This window comes from Rugamonas sp., from assembly GCF_025354735.1.
GTDB lineage: Bacteria > Pseudomonadota > Gammaproteobacteria > Burkholderiales > Burkholderiaceae_D > Rugamonas.
Genome location: NZ_JANXMI010000181.1, coordinates 1 through 19,711 on the forward strand (window position 1 = coordinate 1; position 19,711 = coordinate 19,711).

The following is a 19,711-nucleotide window of genomic DNA, read 5'->3' on the forward strand; positions in this document are numbered from 1 at the left end:
CGGCGCCGGCGCCGCGCTGGAGCGTCCCGCGCTGTCGCTACAGGGACTCAGGCTTGCTTGAGCGACTCGAACGCCGCCTGCGCCATCTTGATGTCGACGTCGATGATCTGGTACTCGCCGACGTCGGCGACGACGTAGGAATCTTCGGCCAGGATGGCCAGCAACGCCGCCTTGTCGATGCTCTTGACGGCGAGGATGCCGCCCAGGCCGCTCTTTTTGGCGCCGGCGAACAGGAAGGTGCCGTCGGCCAGGTATTTGCGCACCCACTCGCCGTGGGCCTTGTTTTCCGGCTCGACGACGGCCGGTGCTTTGATGTAGCTGAGATTAAGTAAGAACATGATGATTCCCGATTAAAGAAAAGAGGAGGATGCGGTGTGCGGCTTGCGGCGCCGGTGCGGCGCCGCAAGCTGTGGCCGTGCTTACAGCTTGGAGCCGCCGCCGACTTCGATGATGTCGCCGCTGATCCAGCGCGCATCGTCGGAGGCCAGGAAGGCCACGACGTCGGCGATATCGTCCGGCTGGGCGATGCGTTTGAGCGCCTGCAAGGACAGCGTGAAGTCGCGGCCGCCGTCGGTCTTGACGAAGCTCGACATGTCGGTCGCGACGACGCCCGGCGCGACGGCGTTGACGCGGATGCCGCGTTCTCCCAGCGCCGTGGCGAAGTGCTTGACGAGCGTGCTGATCGCGCCCTTGGTGGCGGCGTAGGCCGACAGCTCGCCGACCGATGCGCGCGCCGCCAGCGACGAGTTCAAGATCACGCTGCTGCCGTTGCCCAGCACCGGCAACAACTGCTGTACCAGGAAATAAGGCGCGCGCACGTTGACGGCGAACAGGCGGTCGAAGTCTTCCACCTTGGTGTCGGCGATCGGGCCGGCCGCCGCCACGCCGGCGTTGGCGAAGACGACGTCGAGGCGGTCACCGACGATGTCGCGCACCTGGCGGGCCAGCTGATGGGCGCCGTCCGGCGCGCTCAGGTCGACCGAGATGGCGCTGGCGCGGCCGCCGGCGGCGGTGATTTCCGCCACCACCGCTTCGGCTTCGGCGGTGGCCGTGCTGTAGTGGACGATGACTTGGGCGCCGGCCTTGGCCAGCGCCAGGGCGCTGGCGCGGCCGATACCACGGGAGGCGCCGGTGACGAGGGCGGTTTTGCCTAGGAGTTTGCTCATGATGATTTCCTTTAAGTTTAGTGGATGGCGTGGTTCAAATGATTGGCGAAGATGCATGCCGGGCATGGCCTGCGTTTATTGCGCGGTGCTTCAGAGGCCGCGTGTTCGTGTTGCGTTGCAGCCGGTAGGTGAAAGATACGCCGTCCTTGTGTTTTGCAAAAAGACTTTGTAAGCTGGCGAGGTATGCCTGAAAGGCATGGAGGGAAAAGATTGGAATTACGACATCTGCGCTATTTTGTCGCCGTGGCCGAGGAGGGCAGCGTCACCGCCGCCGCCGAGCGCCGCCTGTACACCTCGCAGCCATCGCTGAGCCGGCAGTTGCAGGCCTTGGAGGACGAGGTCGGCACGCCGCTGCTGCTGCGCGGCAGCCGTGGCATCACGCTCACGGCGGCCGGCAAGGTTTTTCTCGACCACGCCCGGCTGGCCCTGGCCCAGGTGGACGCGGCCGGCCACGCGGCGCGCGAAGCGGCCGCGCCATCGAAGCCGCGCTTCGCGCTGGGTTTTTTAACGGGACAGGAAATGGAATGGCTGCCGCACGCGATGCGCGTGCTGGGCGGCGAGTTGGCGCGCGTCGACATCAGCGTATCGAGCCTCAGCTCACCGGGCCTGGCCGACGATTTGCTGCGCCGCAAGCTGGACGTGGCCTTCATGCGCCGCGAGCCGGGCCGGCCGGAGCTGGAATACCTGTGCGTGGCGCAGGAGCCGCTGCTGGTGGTGCTGCCGAGCGATCACCGGCTGGCGGCGCAGGACAGCATAGACATCCGGCAACTGACGGGCGAAGTGTTCATCGGCATGTCCGACACGGCGCCGGTGTTGCAGGGCGTGCTGGACGACTACTTTCAGCGCATCGGCATCGAGCTGCTGCCGCATCACCACATCGATAATCTGGCGATGGCCATTTCGATGGTGGCCTCGACGCGCGGCGTGACCCTGCTGCCGAGTTATGCGCTCAATTTCCTGCCGTGGTCGGTCATCAGCCGGCCGATCAGCGGCGAGGCGCCGACCATCGAGCTGATGCTGGGCTACCGCAAGGCCGACACGTCGCCGCTGCTCAAGCTGTTTGTGGCCAATTTCAGGGAGAGGGCGGCGAGCGGCCGAGGCTGACCGTGGCGGCTGGTGCGCCAGACGGCGCACGGTCGGGGAGCACGCGATCGCGCGGTCAGGCGATCAGGCGATCAGCCGACGTAGGGCCGGACCACGCACGGTCAGGCAAAGGCGGTCGTGGTGGCGGCCTGTGGCGGCGCCAGCAAATCGGGCCGGCGCAGGGTCAGCGCGAACAGCACGTATTCGAATTGCTCGATGGGCTGCAAGGTACGTTCGACTTTGGTCAGCAAGATCGCGCCCTGCAAACCGCTGACGACGAAGCCGGCGATGGTGTCGCAGGCCGTATCCTGCGGCAGCGCGCCCTGGCGGATCGCGCGCCGCAGGCAATAGGCGATGGAATTGCGGACCTCGGAAAAAATTTCGCGCAAACTCAGGCTGATATTCGCACTGTGGTCGCTCGCTTCCGCGCTGAAGTTGCCGGACAGGCAGCCGTGCTGCATGCCCTCGTCGCGCAGGCGGGCCTTGTTGGCGTCGACGAACTCACGCAAGCCTTGCAGCGGCGCCAGGAATTCATTGCCCAGCGTGGCCTGGATCAGCTTGCGGGTTTCCGCGAAATAAATCCCCAACAATTCCAGTCCGAACGCTTCCTTGGACACGAAATGGTTGGTGAACGAGCCTTGCGGCACGCCGGCGGCCTGGATGATGTCGCGCACGCTGGCGCCGCTATAGCCCCGTTCCAGCACGACGCGCATACCTTCGCTCAGGATTTTTTCTCGATTCGATGGCTTCATGCTGCGTGCTCGCTGGTCGGTACGGAGGGGCGCGGTGGTCCGCGGTCACAATCAGTATGTACGAACGTATTAATTAAGTCAAGATAATGCGCCAGCGGGCCTCAGCCGCGCCGCGCTTCCGCCGCGCTTGCGCGCCGCAATTCGCGCCGCCGGGTTCAACGCGGCGGCGCTCAGTTGAGCGCGCCGAACACCTTGCCGATGATCTTGCTGCCGGTGCCGATAGGATCGCGCCGGATGGCTTTTTCTTCCTCGCCTATCATCGTGTACAGGCCGTCGAGCGCGCGCTGGGTGACGTAATCCTCGACCGACGGCGGCTGGCCCATGCCGAACTGCGCCGCGTGGCCGATGGCGCTGTTGTACTTGGCCGACAGGTCGGAACGGTCGGTCACTTTCTTGACGATGGGCAGGAATTGCAGCGCCAGTTTGGCCGACGTCTTCTCGCGGAAGAAATTCGTCACCGACGTGTCGCCGCCGGTCAGGATGTTCTTGGCGTCGCTGACCGACATCGACTTGACGGCGTCGATCAACAGCGGCTTGGCCATCGGCACGGCCGCCTCGGCGGCGTGGTTCATGGACACCACCAGATCGTCGAGCATCTTGCCCTGGCCGGCCATCTTCAGGATGGGCCGGGCTTTTTCCAGCAGCGGCGGCAGCGGGATCTTGACCAGCTCATTATTCAGGAAGCCGTTTTCGACGCCCAGCTTGCCGACGGCGGCCAGCGAACCTTGGTTCAGGGCGGCCTTGACGCCGCTGCCGGCGTCGGCGTTCGTCAAGTCCGCCAGCGACAGCGCCCAGGCGCTGGACGCGAGCAGACACAGGGGCGCGATCCAGGCCAGGCGGACGCGGGAACGGGCGGGGGAAGGGGACATGGCGCAACTCCAGTGAGGATGAACGATGACGTTAATCTTAATTGATCGCCCGCGTCGCGCGGCAAGGTATTTGCTACACTGCGGCCTGCACACGTTTAAGGAAGCACCATGCACCACCTCGTTTCGCCGCGCCATCGCGCTGACCGCCATGGATATTGACGCCATGGCGCCGCCCGCCGAACTGCGCGCCCTGGCGCTGGCTTGCCTGACCGAAGCCGATCCGGACGCCAAAGTGGCCGCCGTGACAGCGATGGCCGCCGCGTGGCGGGCCGGCGCCTGCACGCTGGACACGGGCGCGAACGCGGCGGCTGCGGCAAGCGCGGCAACCTCGGCGGCCGCAGCCAACGCGGCGGCGCAGTCGCCGCCGGCGATTCCCGGCCGGCCGGCGCGGCCCGCACTGGTGCATCCACGCATGCTGGGCCAGCGCTCGATGGCGACGCTGGAAGGCCGCGCCATGTTGATCCACGCGCTGGCCCACATCGAATTCAACGCCACCAATCTGGCGCTGGACGCGCTGTGGCGCTTCCCGGACATGCCGCCGGAATATTACGCCGACTGGCTGCGCGTGTCGGCCGAAGAAGCGACCCACTACGCGATGCTGGCCGCGCATTTGCGGCAGCTGGGCTACGCCTACGGCGACTTCGCCGCGCACGACAGTTTGTGGGAGATGGTCCACAAGACCCGTGGCGACGTGCTGGCGCGCATGGCGCTGGTGCCGCGCACGCTCGAAGCGCGCGGCCTCGACGCCATCCCGCCGCTGCAAGCGAAGCTGGGGCAGGCCGGCGACGCGGCGGCCGTGGCCATCCTCGACATTATTCTGCGCGACGAAATCGGCCACGTCGAAATCGGCAACCGCTGGTACGGCCATTTGTGCCGCCAGCGCGGCCTGGAACCATACGCCACCTACGCCGCGCTGGCGCTGCAATACAAGGCGCCGACGCCGCGCGGCCCGTTCAACCTCGAAGCGCGGCGCCAGGCCGGCTTCACCGACGCCGAGCTGGCCGCCTTGACGGCGGATTGACGACCGCACGGGCCGCCGTCGCGACGATGTAGCTTGCCTCTGATTTAGCTGGCAGGCGCGTCAAGCCACCGAGCCGGCCGGCACCTCATCGACCGAGCGCTTGCTGCGCACCTGATTGCGGCCGTGCTTTTTCGATTCGTACAGCAGCTGGTCGGCGTCGACCACCAGCTGCGTCAGCGACAGCGGCTGGTCCGCGCGCGCGTAATCGCAGGCCGCCACGCCGAAACTGGCCGTGGCCCGCAGCGTGCGGCCGGGCGCATATTCGATCGGCGTGGCCTGGAATCCCGCGCGCAGGCGCTCGGCCAGCAGCGCCGCGCCGTGCAAGTCGGTCTCCGGCAGCACGATCAGGAATTCCTCGCCGCCGTAGCGGATCACGCTGTCGACATGCTCGCGCGTCATGTTCATCAGCAGCCGCGCGAACTCGGTCAGCACCAGATCGCCGGCGCCGTGGCCGTGGCTGTCGTTGATGGCCTTGAAGTGGTCGAGGTCGCACATCACCACGCTCAAATGCTGGCGGTAGCGCTGCGCCCGCGAACTCTCCGTGTCGAGCAGCTCTTGTTGCAGGTAGCGGCGGTTGCGGCAGCCGGTGAGCGGGTCGCGCAGCGTGATCTGCTTGAGCGTTTCGCGGGCGCGGTATTCTTCGCGCCGGATCTGGTGGTAGCGCCGCGCCGCCACCAGGCCGAAGGTGTTGGCCAGCAGTAGCAGCATGGTCATGGTCAGGATGTCGTTCAGCCGCAGCCAGCCCTCCGCGCAGACGATGCCGATGAAGCCGACCGTGGCCGCCAGCGCGATGGCGATCGCGTAGACCAGGCGGTTGGGGATGTACAGGTAAATGACGATCACCATCATCCCCATCGACATGGCGTGCCACGGCGTTTCGCCGGGCCGGTGGAACAGCACCACGGCGAAGCCGGCGACGCCGGCGATCTCGGCGGCGCAGGCGAGCAGGCGCGTGAGGGCCACGCCGCAGCAGGGCCGGTAGCTAATCAGGCAGCAGACGCCGGCGGTGGCGGCCACGGCCGCGCGCGCCAGGAACACGACCAGGGCATCGTGGCCGAAGCCCAGCTCGCTGATGTCGGTGACGCCGAAGAGGACATAAAAAAACGAGCAAAACAGCAGCGTGACGCGCAGCCGCGCTTGGGTCGCTGTCAGCTCGTTGCGGCTGAAGCGCGATTCGGTGGCGGCATCGCTGAACTCATGCGTGCCGGGCGCGATGGCGAAGGTCGTCGGATCCTGGAATGAAAAAATCACTGCTGAGTGCGCGTCACTGCGGAGTGCGCGTAAGAGTTGGTTGCAAAGGTCCAGCATCTTACTACAAGTGACAGATCATCAACTCGGAATAATGTCAAAAACAACAGCATGCTTGAAATTACATTAATGAAATCCGGCGCGCCTCAGCAGAGCAGGGCGGCCGCCAGCGCGACGGCGCCCAGCGGCAGGGCGGCGCGGGTGGCGTAAGTCCACAGCCCGGCCACCAGCAGGGCGGCGGCGCTCAGTTCGCCCAGCCACAGGATGATGCCGACGGCCGCGCCGGCATCGGCGATGCAGGCCACGGCGGCCAGCGATAGGGCCAGCGCTGCGGCCAGCCGCAAGCCGCGTCGCAACGCCGGCGTCGGCGACGCGCCACGGCCGCGCCATTGCCCGTATTGGCGCTCGGTGGCCAGGCACAGGGCGGCCATGCCGTTGTAGGCCAGCGCGGCGCCCAGCGGCAGCAGGGCCGGCGTCATGCGAGCTCCCGCAACGGGTCCGGATGCCGGTCGGCGGCGTCGGCCGGCGTGGCCGCAACGGCGGCGGCACGGCCGGGACCGCGCAGCCGCCAGGCGGCGTAAGCGAACAGCAGGCCCAGGCCCAGCAGCGTCAAATCGAAGGCGGCCACCGGCAGCGGACCGCGCCCTTGCAGCAGCGTGACGCCCAGATGGCTGTCCGTGGTGAGGCCGTTCAGCAGCGGCACGCCGCCCAGCGCCAGCGCCGCCAGCGCCAGCTGCGCGCGCCACATCGCGCGGCCCGGGCTCAGTTGCGCCAGCACGGCCGCCGCCGCCCACGTCGCGAAGAAGCAGTGGATTTCCAGGTCGGCGCGCAGCGGCGCGTCCAGCGGCAGCAGGCGGTTGGCCCAGAAATAGGCGCCGATGGCGATCGGCAGGCCGGCGATGGCGCCCAGGTTCAAGCCTTCGGCCAGGCGCAGGCCGCAGCGCCCGGCCAGCGTGGCGCCGAACTGGCGCTGCTTGTTGCGTTCGCGCAGCGTCCACAGCAGCGCGCCGGTGGCGACCATCGCACAGCCCGCCAGGCCGGACAGGAAAAACAGGGCGCGCAGGGCCGGCTGCGCGAAATTGGCGATGTGCAGGCCGACCATGGTGTTGCGCGTCGCGGCGGCCGGCGCGTCGTCGCCGGAAGACGACAGCAGCGCGCCGCTGACGCCGTCGAACACCAGCGCCGGCTGGGTGCGCGACATGTGCGCGCCGCCGCGCTGCTCGATGATGACGACGGCGTGGCGGTCGTTCGGATTGTCGATGCTGACCTTGCCGGCCGGGACGCCATGCCAGCGCTGCTGCGCCTGCAACATCAGCGGCGCGATGGCCGTCAGCGGCGCGGCCACGCCGGCCGGCTTGACCTTCGGTTCGGACGGATACATCTCCGCGTCCATCTGCGCCTGCCTGCCGTGGTAAGCCACCTGCACGCCGGCCGGCATGTACAGGAACAGCGTCGCCACCAGGCCGGTGTAGGTAATCATCAGGTGATAGGGCAGCGCCAGCACGGCGACGGCGTTGTGTGCATCCAGCCACGAGCGCGGCCCCTTGCCGGGCCGGAAGGTGAAGAAATCCTTGAAGATGCGCTTGTGCGTGACCACGCCGCTGAGGATGGCCACCAGCATGAACATGGTGCAGAAGCCGACGATCCAGCGGCCCGTTTCGGGCGCCATGTAGTACAGATCGAAATGCAGGCGGTAGAAAAATTCGCCGCCACGGGTGGCGCGCGGCGGCGGCAGGGTGGCGCCGCTGTCCGGGTCCAGCATCACGTTCTGGAAGCGGCCGCGCTTGCTCGAACCGGCTTGCGCCGGCTCCGACCAGTAAACCCGCAGCGCCGGCGTGCGCGCTTGCGGCAGGTTGATGGCCCAGCGCAGCGCGTGCGGCGAACGCCGCTGCATCACGTCGATGGCGCGTTCGGCGGCGGCCACCGGATCGGCCGGCCGCATCGCCAGCTGGTGCCATTCGGGCGTCATCCACAGCGTGATCTCTTGCCGGTAATAGCTCGCCGTGCCGGCGCAAAAAATCAGCCACAGCACCCAGCACACGAGCAGGCCCGACCAGGTGTGCAGCCACGCCATCGACTGTCGCAAGCCTGATTTTTGCAAGCCAGATGGTTGCATCGCCGATTTCATGCGGCCGCTCCCAGCGGCGGCAGCAACAGCAGCACGCCGCCGGACAGCGCCGACGCCAGCGTCAGGCCCAGCCACGCCCGCGCCGCCGAGCGCGCGGCGAACACTCACATCACCGCCACGGCGTAGACCGCGAACGACAACATGGTCGCCGTCTGCACCGACTCGGCGCGGCTCATCGACAGCAAGGGCAGCGTCAGCGTCAGACACGCCGTCAGCAGGGCGCTGAACGCATAGCCGCCGGCCACGCCGGCCAGCGCGCGCGACGCCACGCCGAGCCGGTACCGCATCGTCACGCCGCGCTTTTTCGTCGGGCCGGAAATCGTGGTCGCCATGCGCCTTAAAACTCCGTGCTGGCGGTGACGGCCACGGTGCGCGGCGCGCCCAGCACCAGGTAGCCGCTGCCCTGCGAACCGCCGGCCGAGGCCCAGTAGTTTTTATCGGTCAGGTTGTCGACGCGGGCGCGCACGGTGACGCTGTGGCCGTCGACATGGAACTGGTAGCGCGCGCTGGCGTCGAACCGGTTCCACGATGGTATCGCCTGCGTGTTGGCGGCGTTGGCGTTCTGCGACGCCGTGTGCAGCGCGCGCGCCGACACGCTCAAGCCGCGCGCGCCCGGCACGTCCCAATCGAGGCCGATGTTGGCCTGCGACTTGGGCACGCCGATGACGTCCTTGCCGTCGGTCAGGCCGCCGGCCGTGTGCTGCTGGGTGGCGTCGAGCAGCGTCAGGCCGCCCAGCACGCGCAGGCCGCGCGCCGCTTCGCCGTAGGCCGAGAATTCGACGCCCCGGTTGCGCTGCTGGCCATCGATGCCGAACACCTTGGTGGTTGGATTCAAGATGCCCTGCGGCTGGCTGGTGGTGAACAGCGCGGCGTTGAAGCCGATGCGGCCGGCGTCGTACTTCAGGCCCGCTTCTTTTTGGCGCGAAGTGTAGGGCGCGAAAATCTGGCCGATGTTGACGGCGGTCGATCCGGCCACCGCGCCCTGTTGCAGGCTTTCGATATAGTTGGCGTACAGCGACACCTGCGCCGTGAGCTTGTACACCAGCGCCGCCATCGGCGTGTTGGCGCCCTGCTTGTAATAGGCGCTCTGCTTGTAGGTGGTGTAGGCGTAGCCGATCTGCCGGATATTCTGGCGCCGCACGCCGACCGTCAGCAGCACGGAGTCGTCGAGCAGGCCGACGGTGTCGGCGACGGCCTCGCTGACCAGCGTCGTCTTGTTGGTCGTGTGCGGATCGGACAGCGTGCTGCCGAAGGTGGTCAGGGTCGGCAGCGCCAGCACCGCCGGGTTAAGCAGCGACGTCGCTTGATAGGCCGAGGTGGCGTAGGCGTTGCGCGAATCAAGGTCGAAGCCGGTCGTCGACAGCACCAGCTTGTGCGTGACGGGGCCGGTGCGCAGCGCGGCGCGCACGCCCAGTTCACCGGTGTGAATATGGTCTTCGCGGTTGTTGTCGAAGCGGCGGATGGTGCCGCTGCCGGCCGTCGTCGCCAGGTTCAGCGTGCTGGCCAGGCGGTTCGCCTCGTTGCCGCGCCGCGCGCCCAGGGCCGCCCAGGCCAGCACGTCGGGCGCGATATCCCACTCGCCGCGCACGGTGCCGAAGACATCGCGCTCGCTCGAATAATCCCATGGCTGGCCGAAGTTGGCCGAGCCGTCGGGCGCCGCCGGCACGGCCTGTCCGGCGGCCACGTTGACGGAAGGGCGGGCATGGTGGAACTGGCTGTCCTGCCAACCGAGGTCGGCTGACAGGCGGAAGCCGCGACCGCGATAATCGACGCCGATGGCGCCCAGTTGCAAATCGCGGTCCTCCTGGTCGATGCCGGTGCCGCCCTTGCGCTGGACCGCGTTGAGGCGCACGCCGAAGCGCTGCTCGTCGCCGAAGCGGCGCGCGATGTCGGTCGCCAGATAAGTCTGTTTGCCCGTTTGCAGGCCGGCGCTCACTTCCGTCAGCGGGGCGTTGGGCGCCCGTTTCGGCAACAGGTTGATGGCGCCGCCGATGCCGCCGCCGGCCGGCGTGGCGCCGTTCAGGAAGGTGTTCGCGCCCCGGAAAACTTCCACCCGTTCCAGCAATTCGGCGGCGATGTACTGGCGCGGCAGCACGCCGTTCAAGCCGTTGTAGGCCAGGTCGTCCGAGTTGACCGGAAAGCCGCGTATCACGTACAGCTCCTGGTAGTTGCCGAAGCCGCGCGCGACGCGCACGCCGGGGTCCGCTTGCAGCACGTCGGCCACGCTGTGGGCCTGCTGGTCCTGGATGAATTGCTGGGTGTAGCTGGTGCTGTTGAACGGCGTATCCATATTGTCGACGGTGCCCAGCAGGCCGACGCGGCCGCCGCGCGCCACCTGGCCGCCCGCGTAAGCCTTGGACAAGTCGGCGGCCGACGCGTCGGCGCTGGCGTTGACGACCACCGTTTGCAGTGCCGGCGCATCGGCACCGGCCGCCGTTTGCGCGTGCGCGGGTAGGGAAGACAGGGCGGACAAAACGCACAAGGTGAGGCGCTTGGGACGGCAGGCGGCAGCGGCAAATGGGTACATGGAAGCTCGATCAAATGATAATGATTGCTATTATCATTTCTATTTCGGCATTTGTACAGTTGCTTGCATGAAAAAATTAACCAACAGACACATCGCCCCCGGACAGGAATAAGGGAGGCGATGGCTCGCGCGGTGTTAAACTACGCTTCTTATGCTTAGCGACACCACCATGACCAAGAAAAAACAGCCAGCCGTCCCCAAAACCGCCGAAGCGCCTGCGGGCCGCGTCGAAAACCCCTTCCAGGACGCCGGCTTTTACGGCCGCATGCGCGATTACACCGAGCGCGACGCGATGTTCTCGAAGGAATTGCGCTCCATCGGCGAGAGCGGCGCCGGCAAGCGCAACACCGACGCCCGCTACGCCACTTCGCTCGACACGCTGCGCGACATCACCAAAAAAGGCTTGAAGCTCGACGACATGCTAGTGCGCATCGTGCAGGGCGTGGAAAGCGGCTTGTGGGAACCGTGGCTGGCGGCCTTCGGCTTCGAGCTGCGCGGCGTCAACTACGCCAAGACCGGCGCCCGCAACGCCCGCCTGGCGCTCGACCTGAGCCTGGCGTCGAAGGCGCAGGGACTGTTCGCCAACGCCGGCGTGCCGAACTGGCGCAGCCTGGTGGCCGAGGACAGCCTGCAGATTCAAATCGAAAAACCGACCGAAAAGACGCCGGCCCAGGCCTACGCCATCTTCTTCCTGGACGCCGAACCGGGCTGAATCGTCGACCCGTCCGCCGGCCGATGTCATCTGGACATTCACGGCGGGCGCAAAATCATGGATAATTGATCCCCATGAACGAAGCTACCCAACTCCCCCCATTGCCCGACCGTCTGTCCATCGACGCCCGGAGTCCCCACCACGTCGCCGCCGTGTTCGAACACGACATCGGCATCAAGTTCAACGACAAGGAACGCAGCGACGTCGAAGAATACTGCATCAGCGAAGGCTGGATCAAAGTCCAGTCCGGCAAATCGCTGGATCGTAAAGGCAAGCCTTTGCTGATTAAACTGAAGGGCACGGTCGAAGCGTTTTACCGCTGACCGCCACCCCATGGAACCGACCATGACAGCGGCCCGCCGGGCCGTCCTGCTGGCCTGCCTGTGGGCCGGTGCGGCGCCGGCGTGGGCCGACGACATCATCAAGATCGGCCACGTGGCCGCCACCTCCGGCCCCATCGCCCACCTCGGCAAGGACAACGAGAACGGCGCGCGCATGGCGGTCGATGAATTGAACGCCAAGGGCCTCGTCATCGGCGGCAAGCGCTACAAGCTGGTGCTGCAGGCCGAGGACGACGCGGGCGACCCCAAGCAGGGCACTGCGGCGGCCCAGAAACTGGTCGACGCCAAGGTCGCCGGCGTGATCGGCCACGAAAATTCGGGCACGACGATACCGGCCTCGCGGATTTATTTCGAGGCCGGCATCCCGCAGATTTCGCCGTCGGCCAGCAATCCCAAATACACGCGCCAGGGCTATAACACGGCCTTCCGCAACGTCGCCAACGACGAGCAACTGGGCGCCGCGCTGGCGCGCTACGCGATGCAGGCCGGCAAGGCCAAGCGCATCGCCGTCATCGACGACCGCACCGCCTACGGCAAGGGCCTGACCGACGAGTTCATCAAGAACGTCAAGGCCTCCGGCGGCGCGGCCAGCGTCGTGTCGCAGCAATACACCAACGACAAGGCGACCGACTTCAGCGCCATCCTGACCGCCATCAAGGCCACCAAGCCGGACCTGGTGTTCTTCGGCGGCATGGACGCCGTCGCCGGCCCCATGCTGCGCCAGATGAAGCAGCTGGCCGTGCCGGCCCACTTCATGGGCGGCGACGGCATGTGCTCGAACTCGCTGGCCGTGCTGGCGGGCGACGCCATGGTCGACGACCAGGTCATCTGCGCCGAAGCCGGCGGCGTCGAGCCGTCGCAGCAGCAGGCCATGAGCGACTTCCGCGCCGCCTATCGCCGCAAATACGGCATCGACGTGCAGACCTATGCGCCCTATGCCTACGACGCGCTGATGATGATGGTCGAAGCTATGCAGCAGGCCGGCTCGCCCGATCCGGCGAAATATTTGCCGGTGCTGGCCAAGCTGCGCCACAAGGGCGTGATCGGCACCATCTCCTTCGACGCGCGCGGCGACGTCCACGATGGCGTGCTGACGATCTATACCTTCCGTGGCGGCAAGCGCCAGGTGCTGACCGTGATGAAATAAGCCGGCCGGTGGCGGCGGCCCGGCCTAGGGCAGCGGCCGCTCCGCATGGTCGACATCGCCATCCTGGGCGCGCTGCCACTGGCGCGGGCTGTAGCCGGTGATGCTCTTGAAGCCCTTGCTCAGATGGCTCTGGTCGGCGAAACCGCAGGCCAGTGCGATCTCCGACATCGGCAATTGCTGCCGCAACAAATACTGCTTCACCTGTTCCACGCGCTGCTGCAACAGCCAGCGGTGCGGCGGCACGCCCGTCGATTGCTTGAAGGCGCGCGCGAAATGGCTGGGCGACAGATTGCAGGCCGCCGCCAGCAGCGCCGACGAGACGCTGCCGTCCAGATTGGCGGCCATCATTTCCTTGACCAGCCGTTCCTGGCGCGGCGCCAGCCCGCCGCGCGCATTGAGCGGCACCGTGGGCGCGCTGTCGAGCTGCGCCAGATACGTACGCAGCGCGTGGATCAGCGCATCGGCGAAGGCCTCGTTGCCGTCGGCCGGCAAGCTATGCACGTGCAGCAGCAATTTGGTGAGCTGGTCGAAGATGATGTCGCCGTCGTCGTGCGGCGGCGTATTGGCCATACCATCGGCCGCGCCGCTGGCCGCCGCGTGGACGGCGCGTTCCAGCGCATTCAAGCCGGCCTGCTGCATCTGCATCTGCATCAGCTCATCATCGGCGCCCGGGACCGGCAGCGGCGCGGCGGCGGGGCGCTTTTTCCTCGCCTGCGCGACCAGCAGGCAGGCGGCGGTGGACGCGTGCTTCATCGCTTACAGCGGCGCGCCGGCGGCGCCGTGGCGTTCGATGCCGGCGCCGTGCCGCTGCTGGTCCTGGGCGATATGGCGCAGGGTCTGGCGCAGTTGCTGGGCCGGTTCGGCGCCGTAGATTTTCTCGAAATAATGTTGGGCGCCGCGCCACAGCGGGATGGCGTCGTCCACTTTCAACCGGCCGGCGGCGGTCAGGCCAAAGCGCAGGCCGCGCGCCGCGCCCGACGGCTCGGCCGCGCGCACCAGCAGCGCCTGTTCCAGCTGTTGCAGATGCTGGCGGGCGGTGCTGCGGCTCATCGCCAGCGCCGCCGCCAGTTCGGTGACGGTGACGGTCGGCCCGGTGGCGGCGCGGTGGGCAAGCAAGCTCATGATGCTCAGCTCGCTACTCTTGATGCCGACCGGAGCCAGCGCCGCGTCATAAATCTTGGTCATCAGCCGCGACCCGAGCCGGATGGCGGCCAGATTGCATTGATCTACTTGCGGAATTTCCACATTGCTGACTGGCGCATGTTTCTTCATAAGCTATCTTAACCTGTTGATAATGCGCGAAAAAGTCAGTTTTAAGCGCGTTTTGTATGAAACTGCTACTTTTATGACGATTCCACGCCCGCCAAGCAGGCGCAGTTTTCGACCAAACACGAGCATTTCTGACAATACTCGACAGGGCTTTGCTTTTAAAATGGGCTTTTAAATGCCGCCCGGCGTGAAAGCCACCATTCCATGACGGAAGACTTCGCACGCTGCCATATCCGCGCCGGCGGTTTCGACATCGCCTACGTCAGCCGTGGCGCGGGCCCGTTGGTGATTTTCCTCCACGGCTTCCCCGACACCTATCGCGGCTTTTTGCCGATACTCGACCGCGTCGCCGCCGCCGGCTACCGGGCCGTCGCGCCGTCGCTGCGCGGCTACGCGCCCAGCGAGCTGGCGCCGGACCACGACTACCGCGTCGAAGCGTCGGCCTCCGATGTGCTGGACCTGGCCGATGCGCTCGGCGCCGAACGCTTTTCCATCGTCGGCCACGACTGGGGCGCCGTGACCGGCTATGCGGCGGCCAACCTGGCGCCGCAGCGCGTGCGGCGGTTGGTCGCGGCGGCCGTGCCGCATACCGGGCATTTCCTGCTCAATATGGGCTGGCAACAGCTGCGCCGGTCCAGTTATATGTTGCGCTTCCAGCTGCCCGGCCTGCCGGAAGCGCAACTGTCGGCCCATGATTTCGCCGGCGTCGTGGCGCTCATCAAGCTCTGGTCGCCGGCCTGGCAATGCGGCGAAGCGGAGCTGCGGCCGCTGAAAGACAACTACGCCGATCCGCGCCGCCTGAAAGCGGCGCTGGCCTGGTATCGGCAATTGCCGCGCAGTCTGCTCAGTTCCCTGTCGCGGCGGCTGATTTTTTCACCCGTGTCGGTTCCGACCCGCATCATTTACGGCATGCAAGACGGCTGCATAGGCGCGGCCATGTTCCAGCACCAGGAGCGCAACTTCACCCAGCGCCTCGACCTGATCGCGCTGCCGGACGCCGGCCATTTCATGCAGTGGGAGCAGCCGGAACTGTTCGCGCGGCTGGTGCTGGATTTCCTCGGATCACCGCAGGATGCGCATTAATAGATTTCTAGTATAATCTAAATTAAAGAAATGGGCGATGTCATCGATGTAATCCGAGGAGGCGCGATGTATTTCTGGACCTGTGCGGGACTGGCGCTGTTGACGCTGCTGTGCGTGGCGATGGTGACGTCGGTGCTGCCACCCTTGCTGGCGCGGCTGCACCCGCCGCCGAGGCGGCGCAGCGCGCTGCCGCTGGCCGTGCCGCTGGCGCTCGTCGCGTGGCTGTTGCTGTCCGGCGCGCTGGCGGCGGACGGCTGGCTGGCCGTGTGGGAAGCGCGCCCGCCGCGCCTGCTGTTGATACCGCTGCTCGCCTTGGCCGGCGTCGTCGTGCTGCATCGCAGCGCGCTGCTGCGCGGCCTGATCGACGCCGCGCCGCGCCACTGGCCGGTGGCGATGCAGATCTTCCGCATCGGCGTGGAGCTGTCGTTTCTCGGCCTCTACCTGGCCGGCGGCGCGCCGCGGCAAGTGACGTTCGAGGGCCGTAATTTCGACGTGCTCGTCGGCCTGACCGCGCCCTTCGTCGCGTTCGCGATCCGCTACTGGCAACTGGCGCCGCGCAGCGTGATCGTATGGAACGCGCTCGGCCTGGCCATCCTGACGAACACGATCTTCACGACGCTGAGTTCGACGCCGGGACCGGCGCACCTGGACTGGCCGGGCTTGCCGTTCACCGGTTTCGGACACTGGCCGTTCGTGTGGATACCCGCTTTTCTGGCGCCGCTGGCGATTTTCCTGCACGTTTTTTCGATACGCCAAAACCTGGCGTTGTTGCGGCGCGGCAGGGCGCCTGTCGGCGCCGGCACACATTAATTCGGCGTCGGCCGTCATGTGACGGGTAGTCATTATGTGACTGATAGTAAACCACTGAGGAGTATGAATATGTCCATTTCCAGCATCGGCGGCTCGACCGCCGCCTACACCAATATCGCCAACAACAGCGCCAGCGCCAAGGCGGCGGCGAAAGATGCCGCAGCGCCGGCGCCGGCGGACGACCAGCCGGCATCGACCATCGTCACGCTCAGCAATGGGCAGACCAGCAAAGTGGTGGAGGGCGACGTCAACAGCCTGATCGCCACGCCGCTCACCATCGCGTGGGCGCCGGAGACGTTTGTGCAGGGCGATACGGACCGCAACCAGTCGCTGAACGCGACCGAATTCGCCACCCAGTTGAAGCGGGTCGGCGTGTCGGCCGAGACGGCGCAGAAACTGTTCGCCAGCTTCGACACCTCCAAGGACGGCACCTTGTCGATCGATGAATTCGTCCAAGGCGTCAAGGCGAATTACGCCAGCGGCGATACGCTGTTCACCAAGCTGGTCGACTCGTACACCACCGACGCGTCCGGCAAGGTGGACGATGCGGCGACCGACCGCTTCCTCAGCCAGGGACTGGCGGTGGCCAACCAGTACGCGATCACGTCGGGCGAGCGGCGCCGCTAGCGCGCTCGACGGTCTGCCCGGGCGCCCATCATTTGGCGATCAAATGGCGGAAGGTCGGCTCGATGTTGCGCTCGTGCAGCAGCCTGACGATATCTTCCAGCGTCGCATCCCTGAGCAGCAATCCTGCGGGCAGGGCGGTGGACGCGGGCGCCAGGGTTGCTGCCGTTGCCGCTTGCGACTGCGGCTGTAGCGTCCGCATCGCCTGGGCGAACTGCGCCGCGCCAATGCTGTGCAAGCCTTCCAGGAACGCCGCCTGGGCCGCCGGTGGCGGTGACATTTCCAGCCCCGGCTCCTCGGCGAACGAGGCGCCCATGCCCGGATTGATGAATGCCGACCATTTTTGACTGGACCGGTTCAGGCACGGCGGCAGCTCGGCGCGATCCTGCGCCAACGCCTGCGCGCCGTCGTCCGGCCGCAGGGTGATCTCATCATTTTCCAGTTCGGGACTATAGGCCGCGCGCAGCAGGCGTAAAAACCGCTGAGCCTGCGCGACCGGCACCGCCGTCTCCAGCGACATCCACAGTCCAAAACCGTTGGCGCCCGAGATGCTGACGGCCGGCGCGGGCAGGCCCAGCTGCTCCTGCATGGCGTTCGCGACGAGGCACAAGGTATCCCAGTGCCGCGCGCGCTGCGTTTCCGTCTTGCCGATGAATTCCATGACCAGGGCCCGGGCCTGGCCGTCGGCGCTCGCGAGTTCGATGGACACCGTCAGCGCGCCGCGCAGATGCTGCTCCAGCAAGGCCGGCGACAGGGCGCCGGCGGCCGCCTGATCCGCGCCCGCGTCGTCGAGACGGTAGCGCTGCTGGCCGGGCAGCAGATACAGCCGGCTCAACTCCGCGATTAATTTTTGCATCGATTATCCTGGTCAGCGCCGTGAAGTGGCGCGCCGCCATTATCGCCGATGACGCGCGCGGCGGGGCCCACCCGCTCGGGAAGGGATGAACGCGGGCCCGGCGCTGGCTCGACACCAACACCGACATCGAAGACCGGGAGCTGGCCAGCGTGGCGCTGAGCCACGAGAACCGCGACCTGGCCTTGCAGGTCGGCCGGCGCAGCGAGGAGCGCGACCGCATGTGGCGCCTGGTCACGCAGGTGGAAACCGCGCTACTCGATCTCTGCGTCGACGCGCGCGATGCGATGGACGGTGCCGGCCGCGCGCAGCGGCCTGCGCATCCTGCTGGCCGAGGACGACGAAGCGACCCGCCTCGCCAACGCCGACCTGCTCGGCAAGCCGTACGACACGGCCTCGCTGGCGGCCGTGGCCTGAGGCGGCGCTAGTCCTTCAGCAGCGCGTCCAGCCCGGCCGAAAAGGCCAGCACTTGCGCGTAGGGCCGGTGGAACAGACGGATGCTGACGATCTTGCCGCGGCCGTCGCGCGTCAGCACGGTGGTGCCGGCCACCGGCGCGCCCTGGTACACGCCTTCCCATTCCAGGAAAGTGCGGCTGTCCGCGTTCGACTCGTGGACGAAGGCGATGCTGTCGTACATGACGCGGGTGGCGTCGAAGAAGCGCAGGATGGCGGCGGCGCCGACGACGGCCTGCTTGACGACGGAGCCTTCCAGCACCACGGCGTCGGCGAAGGCGGCGCTGAATTCATCGAGCGTGGGGCGGCGGATAATGGCGATCCAGTCGCTGCCGGGTGGAGTGGGGGAGTTGCTCATATGTCGGCTCGATAAGGTGGGGTGCGGGTGTGGAGCGGCCGGGTTCGGAACTGATCCGGGCATGCTAAAGTGGGCGGCCGGCCGGTGCCGCGTGCCATCCACATCGACTGTACCCGGGCGGCTGGCGCGGCGCAATCTGCCATTGGTCATGAGCCGCGGGCCAAGCTGCGTCGCCGCCGTCAAGCACAACATCTTATTTTTACGGGAATCCCATTGGGCCTGAATAATTTCAGCGAAATCGCCACCTTCGTCAGCGTCGTCAACGCCGGCAGCTTCACCGTCGCCGCCGGGCAGGTCGGCCTGACTCGTTCGGCCGTCGGCAAAAGCATCGCGCGGCTGGAAGAACGCTTACAGGTGCGGCTGCTGAACCGCAGCTCGCGCAGCCTGAGCCTGACCGACGACGGCAAGGCCTTCTTCGACCGCTGCGTGCAGATCCTCGACGACCTGGAACAAACCGAGGAGGCGATGGCCCAGCGCAGCACCGCCCCGCACGGACGCTTGCGCATCAGCGTGCCGTCTGCGCTCGGGCACAAGCATTTGCTGCCGGTGCTGGCCACGTATCTGGAAGCGTGGCCGCAGGTGAGCGTCAACGTCAGCTTCGCCGACCGCTATGTCGATCTGGTCGACGAGGGCGTCGATGTGGCGCTGCGCATCGGCGGGCCGCGCGTCGATTCGAGCCTGATCGCGCGCACCGTGGCGCACGAGCGGCTGATGATCTGCGCGGCGCCGGCCTATCTGGAACGGCGCGGCACGCCGCGCACGGTCGACGCGCTCAACGCCCACGAATGCCTGTTCTTCGCCAACGGCAGCCGGCCCACGCCGTGGACCTTCAAGGGCGCGGACGGCGCGGTCGGCAGCGCCGGACGGCTGCAGATGAACAGCGCGCAGGCGATCCAGGAAATGGCCCTGGCCGGCCTCGGCGTCGCCAACCTGCCGACCTATCTGATCGAGGATGACTTGCGCAGCGGACGGCTGGTGCCGCTGCTGCGCAACGTCGAGCGCGATGGCGATCCCATCCGCGTGCTGTACCCGGCGCGCCAGCACCTGTCGCCCAAGGTGCGCCTGTTCATCGATCTGCTGGCCGCCAGGTGGACGCCGCAGGCGCCGTGGGACATTGGTACTTAAATAGCTGTTTAGTTCCGTGCGATCATATCCCTCGTCGTAGCTGGCCTTTATTTCGGGCCAAGGCTATGCTGGACGAGTTGATCGCTGATTTATCGCGGTCAGCCAGCCCCCTCAACCGGCAACCAGAGCGATTATCGTCATG

Annotated in this window: 24 protein-coding genes; 10 read left to right on the plus strand and 14 right to left on the minus strand. The window is 66.9% G+C overall.

Annotated elements, in window-relative coordinates; genetic code table 11:
- Positions 1–47 precede the first annotated feature (47 nt).
- Both Q0S71_RS14550 and Q0S71_RS14555 read right to left on the minus strand, forming a co-directional pair.
- The gene (locus Q0S71_RS14550) at positions 48–338 is read right to left on the minus strand and encodes a YciI family protein (RefSeq protein WP_295996954.1); all 291 of its coding nucleotides are present in this window, start codon (positions 336–338) and stop codon (positions 48–50) included.
- 81 nt (positions 339–419) lie between these two features.
- Positions 420–1,166 (minus strand): SDR family oxidoreductase, encoded by a 747-nt coding sequence (locus Q0S71_RS14555; RefSeq protein ID WP_295996957.1) that lies wholly within the window; start codon positions 1,164–1,166, stop codon positions 420–422.
- Between the two features lie 210 nt (positions 1,167–1,376).
- Between Q0S71_RS14555 and Q0S71_RS14560 the strand changes: the two genes are divergently transcribed.
- Complete coding sequence (locus Q0S71_RS14560; protein ID WP_295996961.1) at positions 1,377–2,270, plus strand: LysR family transcriptional regulator; 894 nt, start codon at positions 1,377–1,379, stop codon at positions 2,268–2,270.
- 101 nt (positions 2,271–2,371) lie between these two features.
- On the opposite strand, the gene Q0S71_RS14565 is transcribed toward Q0S71_RS14560, so the two are convergent.
- Together Q0S71_RS14565 and Q0S71_RS14570 are read right to left on the minus strand one after the other, a co-directional pair.
- Positions 2,372–3,001 (minus strand): TetR/AcrR family transcriptional regulator, encoded by a 630-nt coding sequence (locus Q0S71_RS14565; RefSeq protein WP_295996964.1) that lies wholly within the window; start codon positions 2,999–3,001, stop codon positions 2,372–2,374.
- 170 nt (positions 3,002–3,171) lie between these two features.
- On the minus strand, positions 3,172–3,870 hold the full coding sequence (locus Q0S71_RS14570) for a DUF4197 domain-containing protein (protein WP_295996966.1): 699 nt from the start codon (positions 3,868–3,870) through the stop codon (positions 3,172–3,174).
- A gap of 163 nt (positions 3,871–4,033) precedes the next feature.
- On the opposite strand from Q0S71_RS14570, the gene Q0S71_RS14575 reads away from it, so the two are divergent.
- The gene (locus Q0S71_RS14575) at positions 4,034–4,891 is read left to right on the plus strand and encodes a ferritin-like domain-containing protein (RefSeq protein ID WP_295997009.1); all 858 of its coding nucleotides are present in this window, start codon (positions 4,034–4,036) and stop codon (positions 4,889–4,891) included.
- 60 nt (positions 4,892–4,951) lie between these two features.
- Here Q0S71_RS14575 and Q0S71_RS14580 read toward each other — a convergent pair whose 3' ends face one another.
- The 6 genes from Q0S71_RS14580 to Q0S71_RS14600 all read right to left on the minus strand — a co-directional run bounded on the left by Q0S71_RS14580 (position 4,952) and on the right by Q0S71_RS14600 (position 10,794).
- Positions 4,952–6,142, minus strand: a complete 1,191-nt coding sequence (locus tag Q0S71_RS14580; RefSeq protein WP_295996969.1) for a GGDEF domain-containing protein — start codon at positions 6,140–6,142, stop codon at positions 4,952–4,954.
- A gap of 143 nt (positions 6,143–6,285) precedes the next feature.
- Positions 6,286–6,618 (minus strand): DUF3325 family protein, encoded by a 333-nt coding sequence (locus Q0S71_RS14585; protein ID WP_295996972.1) that lies wholly within the window; start codon positions 6,616–6,618, stop codon positions 6,286–6,288.
- Entirely contained in the window at positions 6,615–8,267 is a 1,653-nt protein-coding gene (locus Q0S71_RS14590; RefSeq protein WP_295996974.1) for a PepSY domain-containing protein, read from the minus strand. Before Q0S71_RS14590 ends, Q0S71_RS14585 begins: the two co-directional genes overlap by 4 nt.
- Entirely contained in the window at positions 8,264–8,371 is a 108-nt protein-coding gene (locus Q0S71_RS27410) for a DUF3649 domain-containing protein (RefSeq protein WP_367185303.1), read from the minus strand. The genes Q0S71_RS14590 and Q0S71_RS27410 overlap by 4 nt, the downstream gene beginning before the upstream one ends.
- The gene (locus tag Q0S71_RS27415) at positions 8,372–8,599 is read right to left on the minus strand and encodes a hypothetical protein (RefSeq protein ID WP_367185304.1); all 228 of its coding nucleotides are present in this window, start codon (positions 8,597–8,599) and stop codon (positions 8,372–8,374) included. It abuts the gene before it with no gap.
- Between the two features lie 5 nt (positions 8,600–8,604).
- Positions 8,605–10,794 carry a TonB-dependent receptor gene (locus tag Q0S71_RS14600; protein WP_295996977.1) on the minus strand — a complete coding sequence of 730 codons (2,190 nt, stop codon included), beginning with the start codon at positions 10,792–10,794 and terminating at the stop codon, positions 8,605–8,607.
- A gap of 169 nt (positions 10,795–10,963) precedes the next feature.
- On the opposite strand from Q0S71_RS14600, the gene Q0S71_RS14605 reads away from it, so the two are divergent.
- The 3 genes from Q0S71_RS14605 to Q0S71_RS14615 all read left to right on the plus strand — a co-directional run bounded on the left by Q0S71_RS14605 (position 10,964) and on the right by Q0S71_RS14615 (position 12,994).
- On the plus strand, positions 10,964–11,506 hold the full coding sequence (locus Q0S71_RS14605) for a hypothetical protein (RefSeq protein WP_295996979.1): 543 nt from the start codon (positions 10,964–10,966) through the stop codon (positions 11,504–11,506).
- A 74-nt stretch (positions 11,507–11,580) separates the two neighbouring features.
- Positions 11,581–11,829 (plus strand): DUF3297 family protein, encoded by a 249-nt coding sequence (locus Q0S71_RS14610; RefSeq protein WP_295996982.1) that lies wholly within the window; start codon positions 11,581–11,583, stop codon positions 11,827–11,829.
- A 22-nt stretch (positions 11,830–11,851) separates the two neighbouring features.
- The gene (locus tag Q0S71_RS14615; RefSeq protein WP_295996986.1) at positions 11,852–12,994 is read left to right on the plus strand and encodes a branched-chain amino acid ABC transporter substrate-binding protein; all 1,143 of its coding nucleotides are present in this window, start codon (positions 11,852–11,854) and stop codon (positions 12,992–12,994) included.
- Positions 12,995–13,018: 24 nt separating this feature from the next.
- Here Q0S71_RS14615 and Q0S71_RS14620 read toward each other — a convergent pair whose 3' ends face one another.
- Together Q0S71_RS14620 and Q0S71_RS14625 are read right to left on the minus strand one after the other, a co-directional pair.
- Positions 13,019–13,747: an AraC family transcriptional regulator gene (locus Q0S71_RS14620; RefSeq protein ID WP_295996987.1), complete on the minus strand. Its 729-nt coding sequence runs from the start codon at positions 13,745–13,747 to the stop codon at positions 13,019–13,021.
- A 3-nt stretch (positions 13,748–13,750) separates the two neighbouring features.
- The gene (locus Q0S71_RS14625; RefSeq protein WP_295996990.1) at positions 13,751–14,179 is read right to left on the minus strand and encodes a helix-turn-helix domain-containing protein; all 429 of its coding nucleotides are present in this window, start codon (positions 14,177–14,179) and stop codon (positions 13,751–13,753) included.
- 288 nt (positions 14,180–14,467) lie between these two features.
- On the opposite strand from Q0S71_RS14625, the gene Q0S71_RS14630 reads away from it, so the two are divergent.
- The 3 genes from Q0S71_RS14630 (at position 14,468) to Q0S71_RS14640 (ending at position 16,783) form a co-directional block, all read left to right on the plus strand.
- Positions 14,468–15,346, plus strand: a complete 879-nt coding sequence (locus Q0S71_RS14630; protein WP_295996993.1) for an alpha/beta hydrolase — start codon at positions 14,468–14,470, stop codon at positions 15,344–15,346.
- A 66-nt stretch (positions 15,347–15,412) separates the two neighbouring features.
- Positions 15,413–16,156, plus strand: a complete 744-nt coding sequence (locus Q0S71_RS14635) for a hypothetical protein (protein WP_295996995.1) — start codon at positions 15,413–15,415, stop codon at positions 16,154–16,156.
- Positions 16,157–16,225: 69 nt separating this feature from the next.
- Positions 16,226–16,783 carry an EF-hand domain-containing protein gene (locus Q0S71_RS14640; RefSeq protein WP_295996998.1) on the plus strand — a complete coding sequence of 186 codons (558 nt, stop codon included), beginning with the start codon at positions 16,226–16,228 and terminating at the stop codon, positions 16,781–16,783.
- Between the two features lie 28 nt (positions 16,784–16,811).
- Here the strand turns inward: Q0S71_RS14640 and Q0S71_RS14645 are convergent, their stop codons facing one another.
- Positions 16,812–17,636 carry a hypothetical protein gene (locus tag Q0S71_RS14645; RefSeq protein WP_295996999.1) on the minus strand — a complete coding sequence of 275 codons (825 nt, stop codon included), beginning with the start codon at positions 17,634–17,636 and terminating at the stop codon, positions 16,812–16,814.
- 279 nt (positions 17,637–17,915) lie between these two features.
- Here Q0S71_RS14645 and Q0S71_RS14650 point away from each other — a divergent pair, with 279 nt between their 5' ends.
- Entirely contained in the window at positions 17,916–18,050 is a 135-nt protein-coding gene (locus tag Q0S71_RS14650) for a hypothetical protein (RefSeq protein ID WP_295997002.1), read from the plus strand.
- A 7-nt stretch (positions 18,051–18,057) separates the two neighbouring features.
- On the opposite strand, the gene Q0S71_RS14655 is transcribed toward Q0S71_RS14650, so the two are convergent.
- Complete coding sequence (locus Q0S71_RS14655) at positions 18,058–18,444, minus strand: hypothetical protein (RefSeq protein WP_295997004.1); 387 nt, start codon at positions 18,442–18,444, stop codon at positions 18,058–18,060.
- A 213-nt stretch (positions 18,445–18,657) separates the two neighbouring features.
- On the opposite strand from Q0S71_RS14655, the gene Q0S71_RS14660 reads away from it, so the two are divergent.
- Complete coding sequence (locus Q0S71_RS14660; protein WP_295997006.1) at positions 18,658–19,569, plus strand: LysR family transcriptional regulator; 912 nt, start codon at positions 18,658–18,660, stop codon at positions 19,567–19,569.
- Positions 19,570–19,711 lie beyond the last annotated feature (142 nt).

What these genes read in the sequence shown, in the direction of transcription:
- Q0S71_RS14550 (WP_295996954.1), bottom strand. Translation starts at nt 338, where the DNA reads ATGTTCTTACTTAATCTCAGCTACATCAAAGCACCGGCCGTCGTCGAG.
- Q0S71_RS14555 (WP_295996957.1), bottom strand. Translation starts at nt 1,166, where the DNA reads ATGAGCAAACTCCTAGGCAAAACCGCCCTCGTCACCGGCGCCTCCCGT.
- Q0S71_RS14565 (WP_295996964.1), bottom strand. Translation starts at nt 3,001, where the DNA reads ATGAAGCCATCGAATCGAGAAAAAATCCTGAGCGAAGGTATGCGCGTC.
- Q0S71_RS14570 (WP_295996966.1), bottom strand. Translation starts at nt 3,870, where the DNA reads ATGTCCCCTTCCCCCGCCCGTTCCCGCGTCCGCCTGGCCTGGATCGCG.
- Q0S71_RS14575 (WP_295997009.1), top strand. Translation starts at nt 4,034, where the DNA reads ATGGCGCCGCCCGCCGAACTGCGCGCCCTGGCGCTGGCTTGCCTGACC.
- Q0S71_RS14585 (WP_295996972.1), bottom strand. Translation starts at nt 6,618, where the DNA reads ATGACGCCGGCCCTGCTGCCGCTGGGCGCCGCGCTGGCCTACAACGGC.
- Q0S71_RS14590 (WP_295996974.1), bottom strand. Translation starts at nt 8,267, where the DNA reads ATGAAATCGGCGATGCAACCATCTGGCTTGCAAAAATCAGGCTTGCGA.
- Q0S71_RS27415 (WP_367185304.1), bottom strand. Translation starts at nt 8,599, where the DNA reads ATGGCGACCACGATTTCCGGCCCGACGAAAAAGCGCGGCGTGACGATG.
- Q0S71_RS14600 (WP_295996977.1), bottom strand. Translation starts at nt 10,794, where the DNA reads ATGTACCCATTTGCCGCTGCCGCCTGCCGTCCCAAGCGCCTCACCTTG.
- Q0S71_RS14605 (WP_295996979.1), top strand. Translation starts at nt 10,964, where the DNA reads ATGACCAAGAAAAAACAGCCAGCCGTCCCCAAAACCGCCGAAGCGCCT.
- Q0S71_RS14610 (WP_295996982.1), top strand. Translation starts at nt 11,581, where the DNA reads ATGAACGAAGCTACCCAACTCCCCCCATTGCCCGACCGTCTGTCCATC.
- Q0S71_RS14615 (WP_295996986.1), top strand. Translation starts at nt 11,852, where the DNA reads ATGACAGCGGCCCGCCGGGCCGTCCTGCTGGCCTGCCTGTGGGCCGGT.
- Q0S71_RS14620 (WP_295996987.1), bottom strand. Translation starts at nt 13,747, where the DNA reads ATGAAGCACGCGTCCACCGCCGCCTGCCTGCTGGTCGCGCAGGCGAGG.
- Q0S71_RS14625 (WP_295996990.1), bottom strand. Translation starts at nt 14,179, where the DNA reads ATGACCAAGATTTATGACGCGGCGCTGGCTCCGGTCGGCATCAAGAGT.
- Q0S71_RS14630 (WP_295996993.1), top strand. Translation starts at nt 14,468, where the DNA reads ATGACGGAAGACTTCGCACGCTGCCATATCCGCGCCGGCGGTTTCGAC.
- Q0S71_RS14635 (WP_295996995.1), top strand. Translation starts at nt 15,413, where the DNA reads ATGTATTTCTGGACCTGTGCGGGACTGGCGCTGTTGACGCTGCTGTGC.
- Q0S71_RS14640 (WP_295996998.1), top strand. Translation starts at nt 16,226, where the DNA reads ATGTCCATTTCCAGCATCGGCGGCTCGACCGCCGCCTACACCAATATC.
- Q0S71_RS14645 (WP_295996999.1), bottom strand. Translation starts at nt 17,636, where the DNA reads ATGCAAAAATTAATCGCGGAGTTGAGCCGGCTGTATCTGCTGCCCGGC.
- Q0S71_RS14650 (WP_295997002.1), top strand. Translation starts at nt 17,916, where the DNA reads ATGCGATGGACGGTGCCGGCCGCGCGCAGCGGCCTGCGCATCCTGCTG.
- Q0S71_RS14655 (WP_295997004.1), bottom strand. Translation starts at nt 18,444, where the DNA reads ATGAGCAACTCCCCCACTCCACCCGGCAGCGACTGGATCGCCATTATC.